General features: G+C 53.4%; 22 protein-coding genes. 12 read left to right on the forward strand and 10 right to left on the reverse strand.

Annotated elements, in window-relative coordinates:
* Positions 1 to 181: 181 nt before the first annotated feature.
* The 5 genes from OSC10802_RS0127605 (at position 182) to OSC10802_RS42100 (ending at position 7,026) form a co-directional block, all read left to right on the forward strand.
* On the forward strand, positions 182 to 2,110 hold the full coding sequence (locus OSC10802_RS0127605) for a sensor histidine kinase (protein ID WP_017720014.1): 1,929 nt from the start codon (positions 182 to 184) through the stop codon (positions 2,108 to 2,110).
* Between the two features lie 375 nt (positions 2,111 to 2,485).
* Positions 2,486 to 3,310 carry an ABC transporter permease gene (locus OSC10802_RS0127610; protein WP_017720015.1) on the forward strand — a complete coding sequence of 275 codons (825 nt, stop codon included), beginning with the start codon at positions 2,486 to 2,488 and terminating at the stop codon, positions 3,308 to 3,310.
* A 16-nt stretch (positions 3,311 to 3,326) separates the two neighbouring features.
* Positions 3,327 to 4,586: an ABC transporter ATP-binding protein gene (locus OSC10802_RS0127615; protein WP_017720016.1), complete on the forward strand. Its 1,260-nt coding sequence runs from the start codon at positions 3,327 to 3,329 to the stop codon at positions 4,584 to 4,586.
* A gap of 48 nt (positions 4,587 to 4,634) precedes the next feature.
* Positions 4,635 to 5,909 (forward strand): polysaccharide pyruvyl transferase family protein, encoded by a 1,275-nt coding sequence (locus tag OSC10802_RS0127620; RefSeq protein WP_026098877.1) that lies wholly within the window; start codon positions 4,635 to 4,637, stop codon positions 5,907 to 5,909.
* A 103-nt stretch (positions 5,910 to 6,012) separates the two neighbouring features.
* Positions 6,013 to 7,026, forward strand: coding sequence for a glycosyltransferase (locus OSC10802_RS42100; RefSeq protein ID WP_017720018.1), 1,014 nt, complete (start codon positions 6,013 to 6,015; stop codon positions 7,024 to 7,026).
* A gap of 169 nt (positions 7,027 to 7,195) precedes the next feature.
* On the opposite strand, the gene OSC10802_RS0127630 is transcribed toward OSC10802_RS42100, so the two are convergent.
* The 5 genes from OSC10802_RS0127630 to OSC10802_RS51265 form a co-directional block, all read right to left on the reverse strand.
* A complete protein-coding gene (locus OSC10802_RS0127630) occupies positions 7,196 to 8,290 on the reverse strand; it encodes a sensor histidine kinase (RefSeq protein WP_017720019.1) in 1,095 nt (364 codons plus the stop codon).
* A 1,721-nt stretch (positions 8,291 to 10,011) separates the two neighbouring features.
* Complete coding sequence (locus tag OSC10802_RS0127650; protein WP_017720023.1) at positions 10,012 to 11,217, reverse strand: beta-ketoacyl-ACP synthase; 1,206 nt, start codon at positions 11,215 to 11,217, stop codon at positions 10,012 to 10,014.
* Between the two features lie 253 nt (positions 11,218 to 11,470).
* On the reverse strand, positions 11,471 to 12,235 hold the full coding sequence (locus OSC10802_RS0127660) for a peptidylprolyl isomerase (RefSeq protein WP_017720025.1): 765 nt from the start codon (positions 12,233 to 12,235) through the stop codon (positions 11,471 to 11,473).
* A 106-nt stretch (positions 12,236 to 12,341) separates the two neighbouring features.
* Positions 12,342 to 12,908 carry a photosystem I assembly protein Ycf4 gene (locus tag OSC10802_RS0127665; RefSeq protein ID WP_017720026.1) on the reverse strand — a complete coding sequence of 189 codons (567 nt, stop codon included), beginning with the start codon at positions 12,906 to 12,908 and terminating at the stop codon, positions 12,342 to 12,344.
* A gap of 58 nt (positions 12,909 to 12,966) precedes the next feature.
* Complete coding sequence (locus OSC10802_RS51265; RefSeq protein ID WP_155968463.1) at positions 12,967 to 13,203, reverse strand: hypothetical protein; 237 nt, start codon at positions 13,201 to 13,203, stop codon at positions 12,967 to 12,969.
* Positions 13,204 to 13,279: 76 nt separating this feature from the next.
* On the opposite strand from OSC10802_RS51265, the gene OSC10802_RS0127670 reads away from it, so the two are divergent.
* The 3 genes from OSC10802_RS0127670 (at position 13,280) to OSC10802_RS0127680 (ending at position 16,623) form a co-directional block, all read left to right on the forward strand.
* Positions 13,280 to 14,338: a photosystem II reaction center subunit D2 gene (locus OSC10802_RS0127670; protein WP_017720027.1), complete on the forward strand. Its 1,059-nt coding sequence runs from the start codon at positions 13,280 to 13,282 to the stop codon at positions 14,336 to 14,338.
* A 325-nt stretch (positions 14,339 to 14,663) separates the two neighbouring features.
* The gene (gene psbC, locus OSC10802_RS0127675) at positions 14,664 to 16,022 is read left to right on the forward strand and encodes a photosystem II reaction center protein CP43 (protein ID WP_017720028.1); all 1,359 of its coding nucleotides are present in this window, start codon (positions 14,664 to 14,666) and stop codon (positions 16,020 to 16,022) included.
* A gap of 415 nt (positions 16,023 to 16,437) precedes the next feature.
* Positions 16,438 to 16,623, forward strand: coding sequence for a PCP reductase family protein (locus OSC10802_RS0127680; RefSeq protein WP_017720029.1), 186 nt, complete (start codon positions 16,438 to 16,440; stop codon positions 16,621 to 16,623).
* 431 nt (positions 16,624 to 17,054) lie between these two features.
* On the opposite strand, the gene OSC10802_RS56765 is transcribed toward OSC10802_RS0127680, so the two are convergent.
* The 5 genes from OSC10802_RS56765 to OSC10802_RS0127700 form a co-directional block, all read right to left on the reverse strand.
* Positions 17,055 to 17,411, reverse strand: coding sequence for a hypothetical protein (locus OSC10802_RS56765; RefSeq protein WP_026098879.1), 357 nt, complete (start codon positions 17,409 to 17,411; stop codon positions 17,055 to 17,057).
* A 202-nt stretch (positions 17,412 to 17,613) separates the two neighbouring features.
* Positions 17,614 to 17,760, reverse strand: coding sequence for a hypothetical protein (locus OSC10802_RS51275; protein WP_198525207.1), 147 nt, complete (start codon positions 17,758 to 17,760; stop codon positions 17,614 to 17,616).
* A 104-nt stretch (positions 17,761 to 17,864) separates the two neighbouring features.
* The gene (locus OSC10802_RS0127695) at positions 17,865 to 20,657 is read right to left on the reverse strand and encodes a CBS domain-containing protein (protein WP_017720030.1); all 2,793 of its coding nucleotides are present in this window, start codon (positions 20,655 to 20,657) and stop codon (positions 17,865 to 17,867) included.
* 48 nt (positions 20,658 to 20,705) lie between these two features.
* Positions 20,706 to 20,930: a hypothetical protein gene (locus OSC10802_RS51280; RefSeq protein ID WP_155968465.1), complete on the reverse strand. Its 225-nt coding sequence runs from the start codon at positions 20,928 to 20,930 to the stop codon at positions 20,706 to 20,708.
* 342 nt (positions 20,931 to 21,272) lie between these two features.
* On the reverse strand, positions 21,273 to 21,485 hold the full coding sequence (locus OSC10802_RS0127700) for an RNA polymerase sigma factor (protein WP_017720032.1): 213 nt from the start codon (positions 21,483 to 21,485) through the stop codon (positions 21,273 to 21,275).
* A gap of 593 nt (positions 21,486 to 22,078) precedes the next feature.
* Between OSC10802_RS0127700 and OSC10802_RS0127705 the strand changes: the two genes are divergently transcribed.
* The 4 genes from OSC10802_RS0127705 (at position 22,079) to OSC10802_RS0127720 (ending at position 25,771) form a co-directional block, all read left to right on the forward strand.
* A complete protein-coding gene (locus OSC10802_RS0127705) occupies positions 22,079 to 22,315 on the forward strand; it encodes a hypothetical protein (protein WP_017720033.1) in 237 nt (78 codons plus the stop codon).
* A 115-nt stretch (positions 22,316 to 22,430) separates the two neighbouring features.
* Positions 22,431 to 24,476, forward strand: coding sequence for a putative Ig domain-containing protein (locus OSC10802_RS44900; RefSeq protein WP_232731851.1), 2,046 nt, complete (start codon positions 22,431 to 22,433; stop codon positions 24,474 to 24,476).
* 315 nt (positions 24,477 to 24,791) lie between these two features.
* Complete coding sequence (locus tag OSC10802_RS0127715) at positions 24,792 to 25,064, forward strand: UPF0367 protein family (protein WP_017720035.1); 273 nt, start codon at positions 24,792 to 24,794, stop codon at positions 25,062 to 25,064.
* Positions 25,061 to 25,771 carry an energy-coupling factor ABC transporter ATP-binding protein gene (locus OSC10802_RS0127720; RefSeq protein WP_017720036.1) on the forward strand — a complete coding sequence of 237 codons (711 nt, stop codon included), beginning with the start codon at positions 25,061 to 25,063 and terminating at the stop codon, positions 25,769 to 25,771. Before OSC10802_RS0127715 ends, OSC10802_RS0127720 begins: the two co-directional genes overlap by 4 nt.
* The last annotated feature ends 77 nt before the right edge of the window (positions 25,772 to 25,848 follow it).

A 25,848-nucleotide genomic window follows, 5' to 3' on the forward strand; every position in this document is an offset into this window, starting at 1 on the left:
TTCAAAAGTTGCTGAAGTCGGCCCAAAAGCAGTACCGTATACATCTGGAGGTTTATCGTGGTTATAACTCTGCTGTGCGGTGCGTGCTGAATCCTTACTCTGACAGGGTTTCAGTCCCTCATTAAACGGGTCTTCCTTTCTGGAATGAATTGTTTGACCAATTTTTTGGAGCCTCATCGATATGCACTCTCAAAACTCACAGGTTCCCTTTAAAAAAATAGAGCTTCCCTCTGCGTCTGCGACCGACTCTGCGCAGGAGAGAGCGGCTATAACTTGGCTCAAGCGGCAGTTCAGTCGTTTAAGTATACGGCAGAAAATCAGCTTGGGCTATGCCCTTTCTATCGGGATTGCTCTTTTGGGATCTTTGACGGGACGACTGACAGAAAACTTCTACGAACATCAGGCGATAATTGAACTCAATCAAGCCCATGAGGCTACAAAAATTTTGAGCCTGTTACAAGCTTCCATGCTGCACGCAAAAGGTCACGAACTGGAGCTGCTTACTTTAGGAAACAATGAGACTGCTTTGAGAGAGGAATCTGCGAGGCTGAAGTCGGCTATTGCGCGCACAGATAGTCTGGCAAATGAAGCGGCTTTTGCTCTAAATTTGTACTCCAAAAATGTGCAAAATTCCACCCATGTAAAGAACTGCGAGATTCAAAAAAAAATCATGCAATCTTATCAGGCAACGGTCGATGATTACTCCCTGCATATAGAGGCGATTCTGGAACGAATAGATTCCGCTAGATTGCGGCCTGATGAAGTTCAGGAAATCCAGCAGTTGCTGAGAAAATTTTCCCAAAGCGAAGTCTCGATCAAGTTTAGCAAACTCTCTCAAGAGCTATCCCCGTTGGTGGAAGCTTTTCATAAGGAGACAGAGGAGGAGTTCAAAGACTATAGGGAAGCCGAGATTCTGGGAACAAAAATTATGCTGGGCAGTCTTCTGATTTCAGCTGGGACGGCTGCTGGTCTGGCTATTTATACAAGTCGGGCGATCGCGCGTCCGATTGAAGAAGCAACTAAAGTGGCTCGACGGGTGACTGAGGAAGCGAATTTTGAGCTGCAAGTGCCGGTGACATCAGAGGATGAAGTTGGGGTGCTGACGACTTCCCTGAACCAGATGATTGACGCCGTGCGAGCCCACACTAAAGAATTGAAGCAAGCGCAGGCTCAGCTGATTCAAACCGAGAAAATGTCCGCACTCGGCAATCTGGTTGCTGGTGTGGCTCATGAAATTAACAACCCTGTCGGTTTTATCTACGGGAACATCAAGTACACCGAAGACTATATGGAAGATTTGCTGAGGGTTTTGCATCTCTACCGGCAGCACTCCCCTCAGCTAAAGCCAGAGATTCAGGAGGAGATAGAAAGCCTCGATCTGGAATTTCTGGAAGAAGACCTGCCCAAAACTCTCGCGTCTATGAAAAACGGCGCTGAGCGGATTCGCCAGCTGGTGCTGTCGCTGCGCAACTTCTCCCGCCTGGATGAAGCGGAGGTGAAAGCCGTCGATCTCCACGAAGGACTTGAGAGTACGCTGGTGATTTTGAACAGCCGGCTGAAAGATAAAATAGAAGTGATAAAGCAGTTCGGAGATTTGCCGCCGGTGGAGTGCAATCCGGCGCAGCTGAACCAAGTTTTTATGCATGTCCTCAGCAATGCAATTGACGCTTTGGAAATGGGGAATGGGGCATCGGGCGAGGAGCGTGGGGAAGTAGTAAAACAGTCCCCACTGAGCCATGCCTCATCCCCTACGATTCGGATTCGCACTTCAATCGGGCGTGGGGAATGGCGCGTGGGGCATGGGAAAGATTCTTCGCAATGCCCAATGCCCAATGCCCAATGCCCAATCCCTGACGATCAATGCGTTTGGATTGCAATTTATGATAATGGTATGGGTATTCCAAAGGAGATTAAAGATAAGATATTTGATCCCTTTTTTACGACCAAGCCGGTGGGTGCCGGCACCGGCTTAGGGCTTTCTATTTGCTACCAGATTGTCGAGCAGCATGGGGGTCAGATTGAGTGTATTTCAACTCCGGGGGAGGGAGCGGAGTTTGTGATTACTGTGCCGGTTAAACAGGTGCCCTCTCCGGCGCTGTCTCCCGCGTGATTGGCTTGGAGACCGATTTTGTGGTTGGGTGCCCGGCTGTGACGGGCGGAACTTCTGTGGAAGGCTTTGCAGTTCATTCGGTGGCTGGGCGTTCGGGTGAGGATCTGCTATAATGGGTGCCAAAGGAATCCCAGGGTTCAGCAATGCTTATTTTGCATTATGTCGGCTCTGGGTATTCTCGGCGAGGGTGTCCGGTTTGGTTGCTGGAAGGCTAGGATCGCGGGCGCATAGCTGGGGGTAAAAGGGCACTATGAGCTTGTCAGCGGCACAAGTGGTTGCCGATAATGCTTATCCTTGGGATGAAACCCACCGGCTATCAGTTCAGGCTCATGCTTTTGCAAGCTGTCAGGTGTATGATGTTAAAAGTTAAAACTTATGAAGGCCGAAGAACTGATTATAGAGGCGGGTCGTACAGAACGCCAATATTGGCAAGATATCTGGCGCTACCGGGAGCTATGTTACTTCCTGGCTTGGCGGGATATACTGGTACGCTATAAACAGACGGCGATTGGTATTGCTTGGGCGCTAATCCGGCCTTTCCTGACAATGGTGGTGCTCACGGTGGTGTTTGGCAATCTAGCCAAGTTGCCTTCGGAGGGGGCACCTTATCCAATTCTAGTGTTTGCAGCCATGCTGCCTTGGCAATTTTTTGCCAATTCCCTGGCGGCGTGCAGCGATAGCCTAATTACCAATGCCAACTTGATTTCCAAGGTGTACTTCCCACGGCTGGTGGTGCCGGCTTCTGCGGTGATTGTCAGTTTTGTGGATTTCCTGATTTCGGGGATAATTATGCTGGGGCTTATGGCGTGGTATAATTTTGTTCCAAGCTGGCGGATTCTGACGCTGCCGGTGTTTGTCGTAATTGCTTTTGCGGCTGCAATGGGCGGAGGACTGTGGCTGGCGGCGCTGAATGTGAAATACCGAGACTTTCGCTATATTGTCCCGTTTATTGTCCAGTTCGGCTTGTATATTTCGCCAGTTGGTTTTAGCAGCAGTATTGTGCCCGAGCGCTGGCGTATGCTATACTCTTTAAATCCGATGGTGGGGGTGATTGATGGCTTCCGGTGGGCCATTTTGGGTTGCAGTGTTCAGCTTTATGGGCCAGGACTATCGCTATCTTTAGCGCTGGTGGCGTTGCTGTTTGCCAGTGGGGTGTGGTACTTCCGCAAGACGGAACGCACGTTTGCTGATGTGATTTAAGCCAAAACTCGAAAATATGTCAGATAGGGTGATTCGGGTCGAGAATCTAGGGAAGAAATATATTATCGGGCACCTGCAGCAGGAGCGCTACACGGCGCTGCGAGATGTTATAGCTAACGGGGCGAAATTTCTCGGGCGCAAAATTATAGCACCGTTTGGCCAAAAAATTGCTGACCCAGCTTTTGAAGAGTTTTGGGCGCTGAAGGATGTTTCTTTTGAGATAAAGCAGGGCGATCGGGTGGGGATCATTGGGCGCAATGGAGCGGGTAAATCGACGCTGTTAAAGATTTTGAGCCGCATCACTGAACCGACTGGCGGTCGCGTCTGTATCAAAGGTCGGGTAGCGAGTTTGTTGGAGGTGGGAACTGGGTTTCACCCGGAATTGACCGGCAGGGAGAATATTTATCTCAATGGTGCTATACTGGGAATGAGCAAGGCGGAGATTAAGAGGAAGTTTGATGAAATTGTGGCGTTTGCGGAGGTGGAGAAGTTTTTAGATACGCCGGTGAAGCGTTACTCGTCGGGAATGTATGTACGGCTGGCGTTTTCTGTAGCTGCACATTTAGAGCCAGAGATTTTGGTGGTGGATGAGGTGTTAGCGGTGGGGGATGCTCAGTTCCAGAAGAAGTGTCTGGGTAAGATGGAAGATGTGGGGAAGCAAGGAAGAACAGTGCTGTTTGTCAGCCACAATATGGGAGTGGTGCAGGCGCTTTGCATCCGTGGTATTTTGCTGCAGCAGGGAACTGTACTAGCTGACGACACTGCGGACGAAGCCGTGAGTGCTTACCTGAGAACCCTTGAAAAATCTGTATCGCACAACCTCTTGGAGAGAACGGACCGACGCGGCAAAGGTAAAGTCAAACTTGCACGAGTGGAGATTTCCACTGATGGCGAATCAACTACTTTAGCTACAGGGCGTCCCGCCCGTTTCGTCTTTGACCTAACAGACACGCTTCCCGGGCTATCCTGTGTCTTTACACTTTATAACCAACTCGGTCAGCCTGTGGTAAATTTTAATAGTTCTACACACAGTCCAAAAGACTTGAAAGATCCCAATATGAAGGCCCAAATTATCTGCGAGATTGATGAGCTTCTACTCCTCCCAGGCCAATATCGGATGAACGTCATGCTTAGCGACAGTGGGGAGCTGTTAGACCATATAGAGGCAGCTGCAGTTTTTGAGGTCGAGCCTGGAGAACTGCAAGGTCGTCCTGTGGCAGTAGGAACGAGCTATGGTAATGTTTGCATGCAGCATAAATGGATATTGCCCGCATAGAACGCTAAGATTAAAATACCATTTTTTTGTCGAATGGAGATTATTTGGATGAACATATATGTAGAAAATGGCGCTCACAGATTAGGCAATTTAGGGGATATTTTCATGTTGCGAGTTGCTCTAGAAAGACTTAGCAATTTCTGGCCTGACTCTTCGATAAATGTTTTAACTTATGCCCCAGATAAGCTGGCAAAATTCTGTCCAAATGCGCTGCCAATAAACCTGTCTGGACGCAACATGTGGTTCTCTCCTCTAATCGGTCGATTCTCTCTGCTTCTGCCTAGTTCAATTGCTCAGCATTGGTCAGATTTAGAGTGGGAACTGCGCCAGCAAGCACCTTCTCTGGTACGCTCCTGGTTGCAATTTAAATTAAAGGTTCGGCGGCATGATAATAAAAATTTTAAATCGTTTTTAGAGGCGGTTTACGAGTCTGATTTGGTAGTCGCTACCGGGGGAGGATACATTACTGATGAATTTCCGGAACTGGCCAGTACGGTTTTGAGTATGTTGGGTATGGCTAAAAAGCTAGGCAAGCCAACAGTCATGCTCGGACATGGCTTAGGCCCCCTTGAGAATCCGAGGTTACGCACAATAGCGAAGGCGGTTCTGCCATCGGTGGATTTAATCACCCTGCGGGAGAGGCGAGCTGGGATTCCACTTCTTGAATCATTAGGTGTCTCCCAGAAACGTGTGATAACGACTGGTGATGATGCAATCGAGTTAGCTTATGAGGCTCGCAATACGGAACTTGGACAGGGAATTGGAGTAAACCTTCGGATGGCTAAATATGCAGGTGTTAGTGGAAATATGCTTGAAACTGTTCGCTCAGCATTACAGGATGTTGCTATAATAAAAGGGGCTTTATTGATCCCACTCCCCATTTCGCAAGATGCCTCTGACGTTCAAACAATTCAGAAACTTATGGCTGGATATGACGATAACTCTGATGGAGGTCAGAGCCTTGATACTCCGCTTAAGGTCATCAAGCAGGTAGGAGAATGTCGTGTTGTTGTGACCGGAAGCTATCACGCCGGTGTTTTCGCACTGGCTCAAGGCATACCTGTAGTCGGTTTAGCGAAGTCTCAGTATTATATAGATAAGTTCCTGGGATTGGCAGAGCAATTTGGTACTGGCTGCGAGGTAATTCTTTTGGAAGACAATCAGCTGCGGGAGAAGTTGATAGTTAGTATTGACAATGCCTGGAGGTCAGCAGAGGCAGTAAGGCTTCAGTTACTGGAATCTGCAAGGCGACAGATAGAATGGGGTCAAGCTGCCTATCAGCGAGTTTACGATCTGGTCGATTCTCGACGGGCTTTATCCTGAATAGGGTCAAGTTGATGTTGGCTTTGTGAAGTCGGATGGTATCTTGCGTTCGCAAGATAAGGTATGGTAGTTAAGTCGGAGATTTGCAGGGCAAAATATTTTTATGGAACTGTCTAAGCGATCTCAATCAGTTCAGCCAGAGGAGGAAATAGTTGTAGCAATTTGTACTTACAACAACGCTCATCTGTTGGAGCGCACGCTAGCTACGATTGAGCAGCAACAGGTAAACCCGTCAATTCGGTGGTCGGTGCTGGTGGTAGATAACAATAGTACGGACGAAACACCTGCTGTTGTGCAGAAGTATGCGGGCTCTGGACGTATTTCCCGGCTGCGTAGCCTGCATGAACCTTGCCAGGGACTTGCTTACGCTCGTCGCCGCGCTATCTGCGAGACTGCATCGGAGTTGATTGCTTTTGTGGATGATGACTGTCTGCTGTCGCCAGATTGGGTGCAGCAAGCAGTTATGTTTTTTAGGGAACACCCAAAAGCCGGTGCCGCAGGCAGCAGAGTGCAATTGCTTTGGGAAGTTCCACCAGATTCAGTTGTTTTACAGTTTCAGAATTCCTTAGCCTGCCAGGATCGCGGTGATTTACTGCTTCAGATGCCTTCCACAGGCGATACCTATCTTGTTGGTGCTGGCTTAGTGCTGCGACGCTCGGCATTACTCGCCTCTGGCTGGTTGGATAAGATAGCTCTGGTAGGAAGGAAGGGAAAACAGCTGACTTCTGGCGAGGACGTTGAAATTGTATTGCGGATTCGTAATGCCGGTTACGAACTTTGGTACAATCCAGCTATGCAGCTACAGCACTATATCCCACAGCGACGCATGTCTGTTGACTATCTCTGCCGCTTGCAGCGGGGAATTGGACAAACTAGGCCAATTCTTTCTGCATTAGCGAACCTGCGAAACCCGACCCTTATTGTTCGGTTAAGTTTCCTTAGAAGCAGTTTCAGCTGTCTGGCCAGAATTATTCTTAGCATTGCGTATAAAAACGTTTTGCGAGGGCGTCCTGTATCTCCAGAGCGCAAAGTTTACCTTTATTCATATCTTGGCTTTTTTGAAGGTTCTGTACAATTTATATTTCAATATTATGCAATCTCAAGGATTAAATTTTGAGAGGAAAAGCTCGGTTTTTACTTTGCTCGATAAGCCCTTCAGTAAATCATACAAAAAAACGCAGCTTTTTCTGCGTAATCTTAAGGCGTTTGGGTGGCCGCAGTGTGGTTCCCTAAAAGTATGGTGTGTGACGAGAACGCCACCACTGCTTTAAACAGAGGGTTAAAATCTAGGTTTTTAAGAGCGGCAAACGGATATAGAATGTTGTCCCAACTCCGGTTTCTGACTGAAAAGAAATCTCCCCACCGTGGGCGTCGATAATCGACTTGGCGATCGCTGTTCCCAAGCCGGTGCCACCGCCTTTTCCATAGGTGACAAACGGTTCAAATAAACGCGAGCGGATTGCCTCCGGGATACCGGGTCCGTTATCGCTAATATTTATTTCCGCCCACTCGCCAGCGGCCCTAGCGGTGATTTCTACCCGACCGCTGTGACCTTTGAACGCCTCTACGGCGTTCGTCACCAGATTTTGCCAAACGCGCATGAGCTTGTTCTCATCAGCGCTGACTGACACATTTTCTACCCGAGTTGCCAGCTCGACTTTGGCATATTCAAAATAAGCGCGGTTTAGCTTTTGAAACTGTTCCAAAAGAGCGACGAGGTTGACGGGCTGTCTGTCCAGCACGCTGGCGCCACGCGCAAATTCCAACACCTCATCTGCCATCCTCAACATGCGCTGGATCTGCGCTTGAATCAGCTCGCAATACTCCTGACTCTGCCGGTCGTGATGCAGTTCTTTCAGCATGACACTGGCTAAATAGATGCCGGCAAACGGGTTTTTGAAATCGTGCATAATGCTGTTTACCATCTCTCCGACCAGCACCATTTTCTCTTTGTGGAACACCTCATTTACATATTCCTCCGTTGTGGCTCTCACCCGCTGAATAATGTAACCGAACAGGTTAATCGCCACCGGACTTTTCGTATTCTGCAAAATTTCCATTAGCCGGTCCCGCTCTATCTTGGCTAGGGTTGCCTCCCCGCAAGCTATAGCCCGTGCGCTGCGCGGCTGTCCATCTAAAACCCCGAACTCGCCAAAAAAGTCATTTGGGCCCGCCACTGCAACGCCTTGATATTTATCTGAAGCGATGCGTTTGCTAACCGCAACTTGGCCAGCTAAAACTAGGTATAAACAGTCAGAGATTTCGCCTTCTTCAAAAATAACCCCTCCATCCGGAAAGCTCTCCAGAATAGCCACCTGGCACAATTGGGCAGCTTGCTCCGGTTCAAAATAGGAGATAAACCGGTGCGATTTCAGATTCATGCTTGATTACCTGCATCGTGAGTGTAGGAAGCTGCTGTCTTCTATATTCCCTGATGGCTACCCCGGGTGAAGTGGTCAATACTTCTCAGACGGCGAGGAGTGTTCCAGCTGACGTCCTGCTGTCCACCGGTACGCTAAGTCGGCTGGCGCAAGCCGTGGCGCAAACCACAGGCACCTGCGAAGTTAACTGGAGGGCACCTACAAGGAGCGCCCCTGCGGCACCCATACGGATTGCCCCGACCGACCAGCATCTCTCCCATTTCGCTATTTTACCTGTTTGGCTGAAAATTTTTATTAAATTTTTATTAAAAAAGTATTTAATTTAAACAAGCACTCAAAATGATTGATAGCCCGCAGGGGCGGGGGGATAAGGGGTGGAAATTTAAACTTGCAGAGTTCTTGTTTGGATCGGCTCTGGCAGGGGGACCCGCCAGAACGCTTATTAATAAGCCAACATTCTTTGGGCAAATGCTTTCATTTTATAGCCCGCTAAAAGAGTTGATTTAATCCATCCCCCCTATTATAGCGCTCTATAGGAAGCTATGACGCATTGAATTTGCACTACCCATCTCTATTCTCTCGTTTCCCGCTTAAGCTGGGAAGGCAATCTGGAGGCTCTGCCTCCTTTCAACGGAAAAGCAGGTTAAAAGCCTAACAGCTAAATTGATTGTGAGCTGAGATTATAACATATTTTGGAGAGCTGGCAGGCATCGCGTAAGCGCGACGCCTCGATCTCACCTCCTTTTAGATTGCTTAAAGTAGCTTATATTTCAATTTTTAAATCCTCCTATCGCACCCGAAATGCTCCCACACTCCCGCCCCATCACCGCTGCCAAATTCTCCCAATGTTGATTTTATATCCCTGGTTTTTGGATTTAAAATACAGACCTAGAACGAGGGGCATCGTGCGGAAAAAAGCTGTCCGCCTGAAGCTGTTATTATAAGTATTTAAGCGAATTTGAGATCAGCCGGCAGCGTTCCGGCAAGCGGCTGTCTCTTTTGGGGAAAAGTGCGCTGGTCGGAGGGGGGAAATCAGTGATGCTGGCCCACGCATTTCAGATGCGTGCCGGAAGGGTGCCGGACGGCGAGCTCACTCGCCGGACTGCCAGCTGGGAAAGCTCCGGCGCTAGCGCGACACTGGAGTCACATCTGGATGAGCGCGCCTTCTATGCAGCCCCCAAACCCCTCACTCCTGATATAGCAGCAGTCATATTGGTTAGAACAATAGAAGCTTCGGGAGCGGGGGAGCAAGGGAGGCCGGAATCTAGGTTTCCTAAATGCTTACTGCTATATAGACGTAGGGCAGGCGTCCCGCCCCCCCTGAAGGTTTAATGTCCTAATCTAAGTGGCTACTGCTATAACTCAAATTATAGCGATTTTCAGTTGGATGAAATACACCCCAAAATCCCGAAAGAGGGCGGAAGGGTCTAATCCTACGCTCGCCGGGTTTCTCAGTACCTCACAAAGTAATGAAAAACGCTATAATATGAGAAGCTAGCCCTGCAAAAATGCAGTCTGCTCCTCCTTCCTTTGGAGTTGGCGACGAGTGAGGGACTTGCGCATTTCAACGGCACTCAAATCCTACAGAGAGAGGGTTCAGGAGAGAAAGGGAATTGTGCGAGCGCCAGGGAGTTCCGCCGGCAGAAAGCAGCGCCAGTCCAATAGCAAACTCAAAAGCTAGCTTCCCTGCGCCTGCGGCGCTACAGCAGCAGTTTCAACCTTCAGGCATTCGACTCGAATTTTCCCAACGCCACCACGGCATTTTGCCCCCCAAACCCAAAACTGAAACAAAGCGCTCGCCGAATCTCAGCCGCACGCGAAACCCGCACCCAATCCAAATCAAACGCCGGCTCGCTCAACCCCACACTTGGCGGCAAAACCTGGTTCTGCAGCGCCATCAGGGAGAACGCCGCGCCCAGCGCCCCAGACGCTCCCAGGGCGTGACCGGTGGCTCCCTTGGTGGAACTCACCGGCACCCTTTGGGGAAAGAGTTCCGCAATCAGCAGCGCCTCAAACTCGTCATTGAGCCTCGTGCCGGTGCCGTGAGCGTGGATATAATCAATCTCAGATAAACCAATCCCGGCGCGCTGACAGCACTGCATCACAGCCGCCCGGGCGCTCCTCCCCCCCATCTCCGGCGCATTAGCATAACGCGCATCATTTGTCAAGGAAAAACCCAAAATTTTTCCGTAAATTCGCGCCCCCCGGCGGAGAGCCAGCTCAGCCGGTTCCAGCACGAACACTGCGCCACCCTCTCCGAGCACCATACCTTGCCGGTGCCGGTCAAAGGGATACGAGCCGGTATCAGCCAAAGCGCCCATCTGGGCAAATCCGGCCAGAGTCAGCGGAGTCACCGGCGCTTCCACGGCACCGACAATAGCCCGCTGGCACTGACCCATTGCCACCAGCAGCGCCCCTTGCGCCAGGGCCCAAATTCCCGTAGCGCAAGCCGCCATTGGTGCCAGCACCGGCCCTGCGGCCCCGACAAGCCGCGCCGCCGAAATCGCCCCCATGTGGGGCAGCGTATCCAGCCAGTCGGCATAACCAGGCACACTGGGCGCAGGCGATACGCCCGCGCCTGCGCCCTCCTGACGATCCCCGGCATAAAACTTCCGGGCCAGCATTTCCCACTGGGCCTGATGGCCGCGACTGGAGCCGAGCACCACCCCGCAGTCTATCAGCGGCGGTTCCAGACCGGCATCCCTAAGCGCCGCCGCCACAACCTGCGGGGTGAGCGAGGGCAAATGAGCCGGTTTTGAGCCAATCAGTGCCAGAGGTCTGGGTGGCTGTTCTGGAAAAGGTTGATGGGCAAAGATGCCAGACTTGCCTTCCAGCAGGCGCAGCCAGCTATCCTGCAAGCTGTCGCCCAAAGCGCAGACCAGACCAATGCCGGTAACGACAACCGAGTTATTGCAAAATTCTCTCATTTTCCCCTCCCCAATCCCCCCAACTCACAGAGATCGCTAACAATTCTGGCTCTCTCTCTTTTATAAGAGCAGGGGTGGGCAGAACTTTAACAGAGATTTTTGCAACATCTCTAATACCCACAAATCGCACAGATACTGTAAAGTCTGCGCCGGGGGCTGCCGGCGCAGGCGTTGCGGGAGCGCCACGGGCGTGCCCAGTGCGGTGCTTTGCGATTCCGGGGCGGGGTTCCCCGCCCTGCTTTGGGCCAAAGGGCTATTTGCCGCCCAGCCTGAGATTTTCAATGCCCTGCGTCACCTTAGCCGATTCAATCCGATCGCCTTGCTGAATCTTGTCAACCACATCCATGCCCTGAGTGACATAGCCAAACACCGCATAGCTGCCATCCAAGAACGGCAGATCCGCCAAAGTAAAGTAGAACTGCGAGGACGCCGAATCTGGCGGAGACGAACGAGCCATCGCCACAGCACCGCGCGTGTGCCGCAACTCAGGTTGCGCCGCGACACCGGCATCTTTGAGCGTCTTGCTGTATACCGGCTCTTTCGCGCCTTTGGGCTTAATTTCTAGGGGAATGTAGCGAGGGCGGGACGTGGCTGGGTCAATAAAACTGCCAGTTCCCAAAGCTTCTGGCGGCACGTTGGGGTCTTTGCCCTGCGGGTCGCCCCCCTGAACCACAAAGGGTGTCGGCTCCCGCACCACGCGGTGAAAGGCCAGCTTGTCGTAAACTCCTCTCTGCACCAGATCGACAAAATTGCCGGCGGTGATCGGGGCGTTGGTGCCATCGACTTCGATGGTAATCGCTTCGCCTTTAACAACCATCAGCACCGTTGCCTTACCTTCCAGTCGGGGTAAATTGCTCGATTGCGGGTTGCTGGCCACAGCAGCCGGTGCTGTGGCTGTTTGGGCCGTTGAGGCATTGGGCGAAGAGGGGGAAGTTGCCTGCTGCTGGGCGCACCCCCCCACGAGCAACGCGCCCAGAAAGATTGCAGACACTAACCAGTGCCGAATTTGGCTCTGCATTTTAAATCACCTAGAAGACCGGCGTGACGATTCCCAGCTGTCGGCTGTCAGCCTCATGCCTGGTGTCATTGGCCAGCTGAAAGCTGATAGCACGATGGCTTCTCGATCATAAGCCTTCCAGGGGAACCCCGAGAAAGCGAGCCAGTTCTGCTCCCTGATTTTCCAGTTCCGACAGGGGCAGGGGCTGGCCCACCCGAGTCAGGGGAATATCTTTTTTGCCCTTGAGCCGCAGATAGAGGGCGCGGCGGGGATTGAGGCCCTCCTTAATGTCCACCCGAACGGATTGCACATCTGCGGTCTTGTAAGTCAGCTCAATGCGGCGATTTTTGCCGGGGAAGCCCCAGCGGAAGATGCGAATCTCGCCAGTTTGCTTGTTGAATTCGTTGTAGCCGCCGCCGATATCCCAGAGTACCGTCAGCCACAGGTAAAGGCTGAGCAGCAAGCCGGCGGTCCCATACAGCCCCATCACCAGCCCTTGCGGGACAAACACCAGTTCGGTGGGGTCAGACAAAGGCAGCAGATTCACCTTCAGGTAGCTGGAAATCCCGGACAGGAGAAAGCCTGTGGCCCCCACAGAGATGACCGTGGCCCAAAAATAGTTGCTCAGCCGGCGAGAGCCGACAATCTCCTTGCGGAGTGTGCGTTCGCTCTTGGAGAGGGTTTGTCCAGTCATGGAACACTAGCGCTCAATTCAGTTTGTAGTGAGGACTTCAGTCCTGATTTGGGTTGTTTCAGTCCCGGGTTGGGGATTCCCGCTCACAGCTGCCACCGGCATTGATGCCGGTGCTGCCGCGTGAGGGGGAAATTTTTGACCCATCGAGCCACCCGCAGGGAAGGACAACATTCCTTAACAATACACCACACCGGCAGCGCCGGTGTCCCTGACTGGGGTTCAGAGACGCCAAAGCCCGACGACTGGCACACCGGCTCAGCTGGCCCGAAATTTTTTTGGCAGGGGGGGTTGTCAAATTTTGGTCAAACTCATATATAGTTATGTTAAGTTACTTAGAAACCTGAGTTTTAAGACAAGAGGGTTTGAACCAAATGACCATTGCAATCGGACGCGAGTCAGCGCAAAGAGGATGGTTTGACGTCCTCGACGACTGGCTTAAGCGCGATCGGTTCGTCTTCATCGGCTGGTCTGGACTGCTGCTGTTCCCCTGCGCCTACCTGGCGGTTGGGGCCTGGCTGACCGGCACCACCTTTGTCACCTCCTGGTACACCCACGGCTTGGCCTCCTCCTACCTGGAAGGCTGCAACTTCCTGACCGTCGCCGTGTCCACCCCTCCGAACAGCCTGGGACACTCCATCCTGTTCCTGTGGGGTCCGGAAGCCCAAGGCGACTTCACCCGCTGGTGCCAGCTGGGCGGTCTGTGGACATTCGTCGCCCTGCACGGTGCCTTCGGTCTGATCGGCTTCTGCCTGCGCCAGATTGAAATCGCCCGTCTGGTAGGCATCCGTCCGTACAACGCCATCGCCTTCACCGGCCCGATTGCGGTGTTCGTCAGCGTGTTCCTGATGTACCCACTGGGCCAGTCCGGCTGGTTCTTCGCACCCAGCTTCGGCGTGGCAGCGATCTTCCGCTTCCTGCTGTTCTTGCAAGGGTTCCACAACTGGACGCTCAACCCCTTCCACATGATGGGCGTGGCCGGCATCCTGGGTGGGGCGCTGCTGTGCGCCATTCACGGTGCTACCGTAGAAAACACCCTGTTTGAAGACGGCGAAGGCGCGAACACCTTCCGGGCCTTTGAACCCACCCAGTCGGAAGAAACCTACTCGATGGTCACCGCCAACCGCTTCTGGTCGCAAATCTTCGGGATTGCCTTCTCCAACAAGCGCTGGCTGCACTTCTTCATGCTGTTTGTCCCCGTGACCGGCTTGTGGATGAGCTCCATCGGCATAGTCGGTCTGGCCCTCAACCTGCGGGCCTACGACTTCGTGTCGCAAGAACTGCGGGCTGCCGAAGATCCAGAGTTTGAAACGTTCTACACTAAGAACATCCTGCTCAACGAGGGCATCCGCGCTTGGATGGCTCCCGCTGACCAGCCGCACGAGAGCTTCATCTTCCCTGAAGAAGTCCTGCCTCGCGGTAACGCTCTGTAAAAACTGGAATTTTGGATTTTAGATTTTGGATTTCGGATGAATCTAAAATCTAAAATCTAAAATCTAAAATAGATAGAAGATTCTGCTCAAAGATGGCATCCGCGCCTGGATAGCTACCGCTGACCAGCCGCAGGAGAACTTCCTCTAACCTGAAGAAGTTCTGCCGAGCAGTAACGATCTGTAAAATTTAGAATTTTGGATTTTAGGTTTTGGATTTCAGATGAATCTACAATCTAGAATCTAAAATCTAAAAGTGATAGCTCCTGATAGTTGGTGACAAAAGAGGTTCTACCCTGTGGCAACGTCTTTTAATAGTGCTCTAGTAATGGGGGGCGGTCGCGACCAAGAATCGACCGGGTTTGCCTGGTGGTCTGGTAACGCTCGCCTGATCAATCTCTCCGGGAGGCTTCTCGGTGCTCACGTCGCCCACGCGGGTCTGATCGTCTTCTGGGCTGGAGCGATGACTCTGTTCGAGCTCGCTCACTTCGTACCCGAAAAGCCGATGTACGAGCAGGGCTTGATCCTGCTGCCTCACCTCGCCACCCAAGGTTGGGGTGTCGGTCCTGGCGGTGAAGTGGTTGACACGTTCCCCTACTTTGTAGTGGGTGTGCTGCACCTGATTTCATCTGCAGTTCTCGGTTTCGGCGGCATCTATCACGCGGTTCGCGGTCCAGAAACCCTCGAAGAGTATTCTCGCTTCTTCGGGTATGACTGGAAAGACAAGAACCAAATGACCAACATCATCGGCTACCACCTGATTCTTTTGGGATTTGGTGCCCTGCTGCTGGTGTTCAAGGCCATGTTCTTTGGCGGTGTCTATGACACTTGGGCACCGGGTGGCGGTGATGTGCGGGTGATCACGAACCCGACGCTCAACCCCGCTGTGATCTTCGGCTACCTGGCGAAGGCTCCCTTCGGCGGCGAAGGCTGGATTCTCAGCGTCAACAACATGGAAGATGTGATCGGCGGTCACATCTGGATTGGCATCATTTGCATTGCCGGTGGCATCTGGCACATCCTCACCAAACCCTTTGGCTGGGCCCGCCGCGCTTTAATCTGGTCTGGGGAAGCTTATCTCTCCTACAGCTTGGGCGCTCTGTCCCTGATGGGCTTTATCGCCTCTTGCTTTGTCTGGTTCAACAACACCGTCTACCCGAGCGAATTCTTCGGTCCGACCGGCGCGGAAGCGTCTCAAGCTCAAGCTCTGACCTTCCTGATCCGCGACCAGCGCCTGGGCGCTAACGTCGGTTCCGCTCAAGGTCCCACCGGCCTGGGCAAATACCTGATGCGCTCTCCGACCGGCGAAATCATCTTCGGCGGTGAAACCATGCGCTTCTGGGACTTCCAAGGTCCTTGGCTGGAGCCCCTGCGCGGCGCTAACGGCCTCGACCTGAACAAGATCAAGAACGACATCCAGCCGTGGCAAGCTCGTCGCGCTGCTGAGTACATGACTCACGCTCCTCTGGGTTCTATCAACTCTGTGGGTGGCGTTATCACCGATATCAACTCGTTCAACTACGTCTCTCCCCGCGCTTGGCTGGCGGCTTCTCACTTCGTGCTTGGTTTCTTCTTCCTGATCGGTCACCTCTGGCATGCTGGTCGCGCTCGCGCCGCCGCTGCCGGTTTTGAAAAGGGTATCGACCGCGAGAACGAGCCGGTGATGTCTATGAACCAACTCGACTAATCAGAAGCGAGTTTGATCAATTAATTCTGACTTCTGACTTCTGACTTCCGAAAAGCTCCTGCTTTAACGCAGGAGCTTTTTCTTTTGGCATCACTTGTGCGGTTCAGCAGTGGTAAGCTAGTCATAGCGAGTTACATTCCAACAAGTATCGCAGTAGGCAGTTAGGTTCGTACATTTCGGCCTCTTTTGCACCCCCGCACTCCGGCTCCTATTGTCCTAACCCATATTACTACTGGGATATAGACGTAGGGGAGGCGTAGCGCTAACGCGCCGCTGCGCTAACGCCGGGACTGAAGGTCTAATGTTTTAACCTAAGTGCATACTGCTATAACTTTCTCCCCCCGCGACCGCTCTAACCGACGCCATAAATTGCGTCCCCACAAAACCCCCCCGCGACCGATCTCCAGAACCTGCCATGCCCGATCCTGATTTCACCGACGAGTTGCAATGGACGCCTGAGGCTAAGGCGAAATTTAAGAATATTCCCTATTTTGTCCGGGCGCAGGCTCGGCAGCGCATTGAGCAGCTGGCTCGAGAACAAGAGCTAGAAGTTGTTACTGGCGATCTCGTTGAGCTAGCCCGCCAGGAGTTTGGCCAGTAATAGATAGCAGTATTCACTTAGGTTAAAACAGTCGGATCGGAGGGAACGCCTGTCCTAAGCCTTTTATCCCTAGGCCACTGATGTCACGTTATATTATGGTGGAGTGGGGAGTGCGGGGGGGGAATTGTTATGCGCCTCTCCTGACATCACGTTCTGGGGAGCCGGTCTTGTATTCTTCTGAAGTCGCAAGAAACCGGGGGACACAGCAGCCTGCCCCTACCGCTAGAAGGCGATAATTTCCTTGTTTTCATCCAAAGAAGTTGGAATAGATAGTATTGTTGACCCACGAAAACCTCGCGATGTGTGGGTTTAAAATCCGGTCATCCAAAATCTAAAATCTAAAATGGGTAGAATTTAACAATTCAGGAGACAGAAGGGGGCTCCTGCAAGCCCCCACATCTAGACTCCTGAATTGCGCAATTATGACGCCGCTACACGACAGCCTTGAGCTGCTGGGCGACTTCGTTGAGGTTTTGGGTGCCGGCCCGGGTTTGACTGATGCCGCTTGCCGGTTCTTTCGCGCCGGTATTGATAGCATTCATCGCTTCTACCACCTGCTGGATAGCAACAGCTTGCTGCTGGGCAGTAAGCGAGAGTTGCTGACTAGAAAAGTTTGCGATCGGATTCACAACTCCCTTGAGCGGCTGAATCAAGGCATTGGTCAAGAAAATGCCAAAAATAAGAGCGGTGAGAGGCGCAATTATTACTCCTAGGAAAACCCAGAAGCCGGTGTTAACCACATCCCTATCAGTTGCTTGCTTGGCTGCGGCTGCTATTTGCCCCTTCATTCATAGGAGTTTTTCGAGTGAAGCATGGGCGGCTAGAAACGCCGGCTGTTTTTTTCAAAAGTTTGATAGTTATAGCAGTATGCACTTAGGTTAGAACATTAGACCTTCAGGCTCGGCGTTAGCGCAGCGGCGCGTTAGCGCTACGCCTGCCCTACGTCTATAGAGCAGTAAGCATTTAGGAAACCTACATTCCGGACTGCTGCTATATCTGCTGATTGTTCGCAACCACCTTGCCAATCGCCTTAGAAACACCGGCAAAAGCAGAAGCCATTCTCCGCACCAGTCGCACCCCAGCTTCAACCGTTTTTATGCCCTCATCCGTCACCGGCACCGTAGAATTGATCGCCATCTGAATATCCGCCACCAAACTGCTAATCTTCTCGGCAGAATTGGGCCGATGCCCTTTTGCGCCATGACCCAATGCCCCATGTCCCCATGCCCATTAAAATGGTTCTAGTGGCGGGGAAAACGCTCTGCCAAAAATCTCTTGGCATCCTCTTTCCCGGCAATCGCCCCATCCAGCGCCCCCGCCAGCAACTCATCCAGGATGCGCTTGAAATCGCGCCCCGGTTTGTACCCCAGCGCCTTCAAGTCATGGCCATTCAGCGGCGGCTGAACCCGCGACCAGTTAATGATATACTGCCAAATGAGCCGGCGCACTGCCCTCGGACCGCCCACCGCAATCAAAATCAAAGTTGGCAGCTCATACCGGCGCAGCAGCCGCACAATTTCACTCGGGCGGGCGCATTTCGGCAAACATTCCATCACCTCAACTTCTGCTGCAGCCAAATCCCGCAGCCTCTGCATACTATCCTCTGACAGCTGCAGGTTTTTCGCCACCGGCTCGCGATATTCCGCCGCCAAATAAGCAATTAACACTTCCAGCCGCATTTGCCAGTGGTGGAAAGTTCCCTCAACATCATAGCGCCGCAAACAGCGGTCTGTCAAACGCAGCTTTTTCCACAAAGGCTCATCCAGCTGCAGCGTCGGGTGGATGCACTTGAGCGCTCCCAAATCGTCTAGCATCTGCAGCGCCGGCTTCCAGTACGCCGCCTGCAAAATATATTTTAGCTCGGTTTTCAGCCTGGTTTCCAGCGCCGGCATGCGGTTGAAATGCCCTTGCGTGCGGTCATAAATTCCGCTTTCAATCGCGTGGCGGATATACCCTTCCGTCTGCGGATCAATTTCAAATCCCAGTTTCACAGCAAACCGCACGGCGCGGTAAATCCGCGTCGGATCTTCAATAAAACTATTAGCGTGCAAAACGCGAATCTGGCGCGATCTCAAATCCAGCAACCCGCCAAAAAAATCCAGCAGTTCGCCAGCGCGGGGTGCAGTCAGGCGCACCGCTAGGGCGTTGATCGTAAAATCGCGCCGGTACAGATCCTGGCGAATCGAAGACGCTTCGACTTCCGGGTTGGCGGCTGGGTAAGGATAGAATTCGGTTCTGGCGGTGGCGATATCCACCCACAGCGAGTCCAGCACCGGATCTTTGTGCCACAGGAGGGCAGCAGTTTGAAATTGCCCGTGAATGTCCAAGCGGGCACCGGGGTAGAGTTTTTGCAGGGCTTTAGCCAGTTGCACACCGGCACTCCCGGAATTTGGCATGCCGGGATTTGGGGATTTGGGGAATTCTGAGGGGTGATAGCCGTCTACTACGAGGTCAATGTCGCTGAGCGCCCGCACTTCATCGGGGTTAGCCAGCAGTAAATCGCGCACTGCTCCTCCGACGAGATACAGCTGGCAGCCCAACTCTCCTGCTAGTTTAGCGGCGGTGGCGAGCAGCTGCCACAATTCGGGAGCGATGCGCTGGCGCAGTTGCTCGCTGACGGATGTGCGCGTTGGGGTGGTGGGGCAGCTGCGCAAGGGAGGGCACGCTTTGGGCAGCTTCAATTGGTGCAATTCTCGCAGCACGTCGGTGCGGGTGACTATGCCCACGAGCTGCCCGTTTTCCAGCACCGGCAGCCGCCCGATATCGTATGTTACCATCAGGGCTTCAATTTCTGGCAGGGGGGTGTCTGGGGTGATGGTTTTCAGGTTGCTTGTCATGTAGCCTTTCACCGGCGCGTGGGAAAAGCCGTGGTGCAGGGCGATGTCGAGATCGCGGCGGGAAATGACGCCGGCTAGGGAGTCGCTGGCGTCTACAACGGATAAGCCGGAGTGCCCGTAGCGCAATAAGATTCTCTGGGCTTCGTGAATGGTGGTTTCGGGGCGGATGGTGCGTACCGGCGAGGACATTAGCTCTCTGGCTATCGGCGGCATTGGAATTTGGGCTTTGAAGTCCTCTACGAGCCGGTGGAAGGTGGCGGTTGTGTCGCCCTTGAGGACGAGGGAGGCGGCTCTGGGATGTCCACCGCCGCCCAGGGGTTTGAAGAGTTCGTTGAGGTTGGTGCCGGCGATGCGGGAGCGCCCAATGACGCTCAAGCGCTGATCGCCGGTGGTGCGCAGGGGGTAGCGGTTGGCGAGCAGCAGGGCGTCGCTTTCGGTGAGGTCGGTTAATTCTGAGGCTAAGCTGGACATTCCGGGGACGTATGCCGGTGTTTCCAGCAGCACCCAGGAAACAGTGTAGCCGGATACGGTTTCGGTTTGCAGCTGTTCTAGGGCGAGGGTGAGGAGTTCTTGCAGGTGGGGGGACAAACCGGGGTCAGCGTATTCGGAGATTACTGGCAAGCTGGCTCCTTGTTGCATTAGCCAAGCGAGTGCTAGGGCGTCTCGGGTGGTGGAGTGATCGAAGGTGAGGGAGCCGGTATCGGCGTGGATGCCGAGCGCCATTACGGTGGCTTCGGAGGGGGTGAGGATTTGGGGATTTGGGGAGGAGGGAATAGGGGTTTTGGGGAGGAGGGTGCCGGTGGTTGCGGCACGCTGCAGTTGCTCGACGATTAGGGTGGTGCAGGAACCGACTGGCTCGATTTGGGTGCGAGTGGCGGGGATGTCTGAAAGCAGTTCTGTGTGGTGGTCTATGATGGCAATTTCTGTTAGGTCGGGGAGGTCGAGCCACTCGGCTGCTTTGCCGAGCCGGTCGCGCAGCTGGGTGTCTACGATGGTGAGGGAGCGTATTTTTTTGGCGCTGACTGACCGGCGTTCTATGAGGGGGTATTCGTCGCGGTGCAGTGCTAGGAAATCTCGCACGGTGGGGTGGGTTCCGCCGGTGAGTACGATGCGAGCCCCCGGTTGCAGCCGGGTCAGTCCCACCGCTGCGCCGAGGGTGTCAAAATCTGCTGTTGTGTGGCACAGGACGAGATCCATTGAAGCTCTGCTTTTTGATGGGTGGTGCTGATCTAAAAGTAACGCAAGCTACATTGACATAATCAGGTGACGCCGCGCCGGCTGTGCGACTGCGGGGATTGCGCCTGGAAAGCGCTGTTTTTCGCGACAGCGCCGGCGGTTTGGCTGGTGTGCCAGCGATTCAATCAGGACGTCGCGCTCGAACGCCGGTGGGATGAACCCCACGCAAGCCTCTATCTGTAGGGTGGGTAACGCGATAGCGTCACCGTGCCCTACGGATATAGCAGCAGTCATATTGGTTAGAACAATAGAAGCTTCCGAAGCTCTGGAGCAAGGGAGGCCGGAATGTAGGTTTCCTAAATTCTTACTGTTATATAGACGTAGGGCAGGCGTCCCGCCTGTCCTGAAGGTCTAATGTTCTAACCTAAGTGCATACTGCTATATAGCAGTAGTCATATGGGTTAAGACAATAGGAGCTTCGGGAGCTCTGGAGCAAGGGAGGCCGAAATGTAGGTTTCCTAAATGCCTGCTGCGATATAGACGTAGGGGGGGCGTCCCGCCTGTCCTGAAAGTCTAATGTTCTAACCTAAGTGCATACTGCTATAAAGTCACAGTCTCAGGCAGAATCAGTTCAACTTAAGCAGCCTTCTGAGCAGCCTTCAGGGACTTAGCTGGTTTTGCCGGCACCTTGGCTGTAGCCGGTTCCGTTCCCTCCTCCCCGATAAAATAGCACCGCAACTTCTTTGCCAGAATGGCCCGCGCCTTGGAGATGCGCTTGCAGACATTCGGGTAGGTAACCTTTTGCCTTTCGACTATCTCTTCATGAGACAGTTCTTCATAAAATGTCAAGACAGCTCTAACACCGCTTTCGGCATCCCAACACCGGCATAAAGGCGGGAAAATTTTTTACAAAAGGGATTGACATTACGGGTCAGTTGTGCTATAAATATTACATCTCACCGGCACCGGGACAGCAGCCCTAAAAAACCCACTCTTAAAGGGTAACTCTCTCAGGCTAAAATCTGTCTGCGGTTAAATTAAGATGGGAAAGTGGCGTGTTAGCTGGCTGGACACATTCCCCCCTGTGGGGCGGACACTATCTGGCAGTCAACCTTATTAATATGTGCCCTAGAGATTTCCGAAGCGGGGGCGGGGGATGCCGGTGCCCGGAGAGCCAGTATTGTAGCCAATAGCCAGTTCTGTTTCTTCTCGTAATTGTGTGTGAGCGAATAAAAAATAACAGATGATGCAATTTTTCAGGGGCAGATAAAAAAATATTAAACCGTCATGCCCCTCAGTTAGGGCAATCCGTGAACCCGGTTCACCGCGTCTTGTGAAATGGCTGGAGCAAGAGTTGCATTTAGCACCTCTTCTTCCCCACACCAGGCGGCAAAACTTGGCCGATCTCAAATTTCCAGAGCCACAAGTTAAAATCGAAATTTATGCCAATTGCTCAATTATTTCCCGGCACCGCACCCAGTGAAGACGGCACCACTGCTATCACCGGCAATTTTACCGTCACCCTCGACGCACCGGCAACGGCAGGGGGGTTAACGGTGGTTTATGCAGTAAGCACCGCTACTTCCGGCACCGACTACACTGCGCTGTCGGGAACAGTTACTTTTGCGCCCTCAGAAACCGCAGCCACCATTATAGTGACGCCGATGAACGACCTTTGACCCCGGCGAGACAGTCAGCATTACCCTCACCGACACCGCAGAGTACAGCGCCGGAACCGCCGCCACAGCTGAGCTGACGATTGCGGATAATGATGTTGCCAATACTGCCCCAACCATTGATAAAAATGCCGGTTTAACAGTTGCGGAAGGCGCGCCAGATCAAACGATTGGCAATACGGCTCTCAATGTCACGGATGCCGAACAAACGGCAGCGCAACTGACATATACCGTCACGACTTTGCCGGCACAAGGCACTCTGCTGCTAAATGGCACCGCTGTGGCAGTTAACGGCACTTTCACCCAAGCTGATATTGATGCCGGCACACTCACTTACACTCACAATGGCAGCGAAACGGCGAGCGACAGTTTCACCTTTACAGTTGCCGACGGTGCCGGTGGCACTGTTGCTGATAAGACTTTCAATATTACTGTCACTCCCGTCAACGACGCGCCAACCGCCGGCACAATTGCCAATCAATCCGCAACCCAAGATACTGCCTTCAGTTTCACTATTCCCACCGGCACCTTCACAGATGTTGACGCGAGAGACACCTTAAGCTATAATGCCACACTCGCTGAAGGCAGTGGCTTGCCGGCATGGCTGACATTTGACGCCGCAACGAATACTTTTTCTGGCACGCCGGCGAATGAAAATGTCGGCACAATCAGCATTAAGGTAACGGCGACAGATAGTGCCGGTGCAACCGCAGAAAGCACCTTTGACTTGACAGTAGCCAATATCAACGACGCGCCAACCGCCGGCACAATTGCCAATCAATCCGCAACCCAAGATACTGCCTTCAGTTTCGCTATTCCCGCCGGCACCTTCACAGATGTTGACGCGAGAGACACCTTAAGCTATAATCCCACACTCGCTGAAGGCAGTGGCTTGCCGGCATGGCTGACATTTGACGCCGCAACGAATACTTTTTCTGGCACGCCGGCGAATGAAAATGTCGGCACAATCAGCATTAAAGTAACGGCGACAGATAGTGCCGGTGCAACCGCAGAAAGCACCTTTGACTTGACAGTAGCCAATATCAACGACGCGCCAACTGTAGCGAATCAGATTGGTGACACCACTGCAACTGCCGGCATACCGTTCAGCTTCACGATTCCTGGCAACACCTTCGCAGATGTTGACATTGGAGACAGTTTAAGCTATAATGCAGCGTCTCTTCCCGACTGGTTGAGCTTTGACGAATTCACCGGCATCTTCTCTGGTACACCAGCTTCTGGGGATGCCGGCAGTTTCAACATTGAAGTGACGGCAACGGATGCTGCCGGTGCGTCTGTTAGCGATAGTTTTAACCTGACAATTTCTCCAGCACCGACGCCGGCACCCACACCGGCACCGATTCCGACGCCGGCACCGATTCCGGTACCGGCACCGATTCAAACGCCGGCAGCGACACCGACACCGATTCCAGCGCCGGCACCCGCGCCGGCACCCAGCCCAACTCCGAACACGGGCACGGACGGGACATTCACTCCCACTCCAGGACATGACTTCTTCTGTGCGAGCGACAGCAATAATTATGTGATTGCCGACGACATCCTCTGCGGCGACACCGGCAGCGATACTGTCAGTGGCGACGACGGCAACGACTTGCTGTTTGGCGGTAAGGGCGACGATCTGCTCGATGGCGGGAATGGTGACGATACAGTCTTTGGCGGTCAGGACAGCGACACCCTTACTGGCGGCACCGGCAACGATATCCTCTGCGGCGACGCTGGTAACGACAGCCTCAGCGGTGGCGATGGCAATGACCTGATGTTTGGCGGAAGCGAGGCGGACACTGTTGATGGGGGTGCCGGCAGCGATACCCTGATCGGCGGTAAAGGCGCTGACACCCTCACCGGCGGTGATGGCAATGACATCCTCACCGGCGACACTGGCAGCGACATCCTCACCGGCGGCACCGGCAGCGATTTCTTTGTCTTGACACCTGGCGAAGGAACTGATATAATCACCGACTTTGAAAATGGCACCGATTTCTTGGTGTTGACCGGCGGCTTGCAATTCGGGCAGCTGACGCTTATCTCTGGGAGCACTGCCACCAGCATCGCCATTACCAGCACGGGTGAGCTGCTTGCCATGCTCAATAGAGTGGATGTTAACCTCATCGGGATCGAGGATTTCACCACCCTGCAGTCCTAATCCCCCTACTGCGGTGGGGCTAGCATTAGCCCGCCCCACTGGCTCTTGACTTCCAGAAGCTGGCGACTGTAGGGCAACGTCTCTGAGTGCCGGTTGAATTAATCTTGAATGAGAAGTGTCAGACAGCAACGGAGAAAGTTACTGCCTAAATCTGGCACCGTTTTCGCGAACTCGGGGAAAAACTAATCAAACGTAATTTTAGCAAGGTGGGTGGAAAGCGGGAGGGAGGTGCGGGCTGTCAGCGGTACGGGTGAGGCAAGATCCCATTAAACTGGATACTAGAAATCGAACCCGCAGTTAACCTCTTGATATCGCATGTACATTATTGACGTGGCCTTGAAACTCAGCCCCCTGCCGGTGTCGGTGCAGCGCAAGTCAGCTGAGGATGCCGAGGCGCTCTACCAGGAAATCGTAGAAGCGATGCGCACCGGCCACCCCCAAATTTTGGAGATCGCCTGCGATCAGGTGCCTGACAAAAAAGTCAGCCTCCTGAGCAGCGAGATTTGCGCCATTCAGAAGTATCAGAAATCCAGCACAACAGCGGCTTCTGGCAGAGCCCCCGGTTTCGCCGCTGCCCTAGTGGAATGAGAGAGCCCGCTTCCCGGGAATCAGAGGCACCGGCGATAGCGGTGCGGCAGCTGTGCTTCAGCTGGCCAAAGGGAGAGCCGGTGTTAAAATCGTGCTCTCTACAAGTGCCCAAAGGCGAATTTTGGATGCTTTTGGGCACAAACGGCAGCGGCAAATCAACGTTGCTGAGATTGCTGGCCGGTCTGTTGCGCCCGCTCTCAGGCGAGATTGAGATCTCCAAGCGGGTGGGGTTTGTCTTCCAAAACCCAGATCACCAGCTGGTGATGCCCACCGTGGGCGCGGATGTGGCCTTTGGCCTGGTGGAGGAAAACCTCTCGCAAGTTCAAGTGCGGGCTCGGGTGAGAGAGGCGCTGACTGCAGTCAATCTCCAGCTGCTAGAGCGCCGGCCTATTTACGCCCTCAGTGGCGGGCAAAAACAGCGGGTGGCCATTGCCGGCGCTATCGCGCGTCACTGTGAGGTGTTGCTGCTGGACGAGCCCACCGCCTTGCTCGATCCCGACAGCCAGCTAGACCTAGTGCAGCAAGTGAGTTCCTTGGTAAAAAGCCGGGGATTAACTGCTCTGTGGGTGACTCACCGGCTCGACGAGTTGAACTATTGCGATGGAGCCTTCCTGCTAGAGCGGGGCCAAGTCGTAGAGCGTGGCCATCCAGCGCGTCTGAAGCCGCGCCTGATGCAAACTCAGGAGACGATCTCAGAAAAGGAGTGAGAGGCGCAGCCCCTCGCTCCCCCTCCGGCCCTGACTGCTGCCGGTGGCGCTTTGGCTGCCATGCGCGACGCGCCACA

Source organism: Kamptonema formosum PCC 10802 (assembly GCF_000332335.1).
Classification (GTDB): Bacteria; Cyanobacteriota; Cyanobacteriia; order Cyanobacteriales; family Oscillatoriaceae; genus Oscillatoria.

Bases quoted from the DNA above. Each gene is read 5' to 3' on its own strand.
- OSC10802_RS0127605 (WP_017720014.1), top strand. From the start codon at position 182: ATGCACTCTCAAAACTCACAGGTTCCCTTTAAAAAAATAGAGCTTCCC.
- OSC10802_RS0127610 (WP_017720015.1), top strand. From the start codon at position 2,486: ATGAAGGCCGAAGAACTGATTATAGAGGCGGGTCGTACAGAACGCCAA.
- OSC10802_RS0127615 (WP_017720016.1), top strand. From the start codon at position 3,327: ATGTCAGATAGGGTGATTCGGGTCGAGAATCTAGGGAAGAAATATATT.
- OSC10802_RS0127620 (WP_026098877.1), top strand. From the start codon at position 4,635: ATGAACATATATGTAGAAAATGGCGCTCACAGATTAGGCAATTTAGGG.
- OSC10802_RS42100 (WP_017720018.1), top strand. From the start codon at position 6,013: ATGGAACTGTCTAAGCGATCTCAATCAGTTCAGCCAGAGGAGGAAATA.
- OSC10802_RS0127630 (WP_017720019.1), bottom strand. From the start codon at position 8,290: ATGAATCTGAAATCGCACCGGTTTATCTCCTATTTTGAACCGGAGCAA.
- OSC10802_RS0127650 (WP_017720023.1), bottom strand. From the start codon at position 11,217: ATGAGAGAATTTTGCAATAACTCGGTTGTCGTTACCGGCATTGGTCTG.
- OSC10802_RS0127660 (WP_017720025.1), bottom strand. From the start codon at position 12,235: ATGCAGAGCCAAATTCGGCACTGGTTAGTGTCTGCAATCTTTCTGGGC.
- OSC10802_RS0127665 (WP_017720026.1), bottom strand. From the start codon at position 12,908: ATGACTGGACAAACCCTCTCCAAGAGCGAACGCACACTCCGCAAGGAG.
- OSC10802_RS0127670 (WP_017720027.1), top strand. From the start codon at position 13,280: ATGACCATTGCAATCGGACGCGAGTCAGCGCAAAGAGGATGGTTTGAC.
- psbC (WP_017720028.1), top strand. From the start codon at position 14,664: ATGGGGGGCGGTCGCGACCAAGAATCGACCGGGTTTGCCTGGTGGTCT.
- OSC10802_RS0127680 (WP_017720029.1), top strand. From the start codon at position 16,438: ATGCCCGATCCTGATTTCACCGACGAGTTGCAATGGACGCCTGAGGCT.
- OSC10802_RS56765 (WP_026098879.1), bottom strand. From the start codon at position 17,411: ATGAAGGGGCAAATAGCAGCCGCAGCCAAGCAAGCAACTGATAGGGAT.
- OSC10802_RS51275 (WP_198525207.1), bottom strand. From the start codon at position 17,760: ATGGCGATCAATTCTACGGTGCCGGTGACGGATGAGGGCATAAAAACG.
- OSC10802_RS0127695 (WP_017720030.1), bottom strand. From the start codon at position 20,657: ATGGATCTCGTCCTGTGCCACACAACAGCAGATTTTGACACCCTCGGC.
- OSC10802_RS51280 (WP_155968465.1), bottom strand. From the start codon at position 20,930: ATGACTGCTGCTATATCCGTAGGGCACGGTGACGCTATCGCGTTACCC.
- OSC10802_RS0127705 (WP_017720033.1), top strand. From the start codon at position 22,079: ATGCCAATTGCTCAATTATTTCCCGGCACCGCACCCAGTGAAGACGGC.
- OSC10802_RS0127715 (WP_017720035.1), top strand. From the start codon at position 24,792: ATGTACATTATTGACGTGGCCTTGAAACTCAGCCCCCTGCCGGTGTCG.
- OSC10802_RS0127720 (WP_017720036.1), top strand. From the start codon at position 25,061: ATGAGAGAGCCCGCTTCCCGGGAATCAGAGGCACCGGCGATAGCGGTG.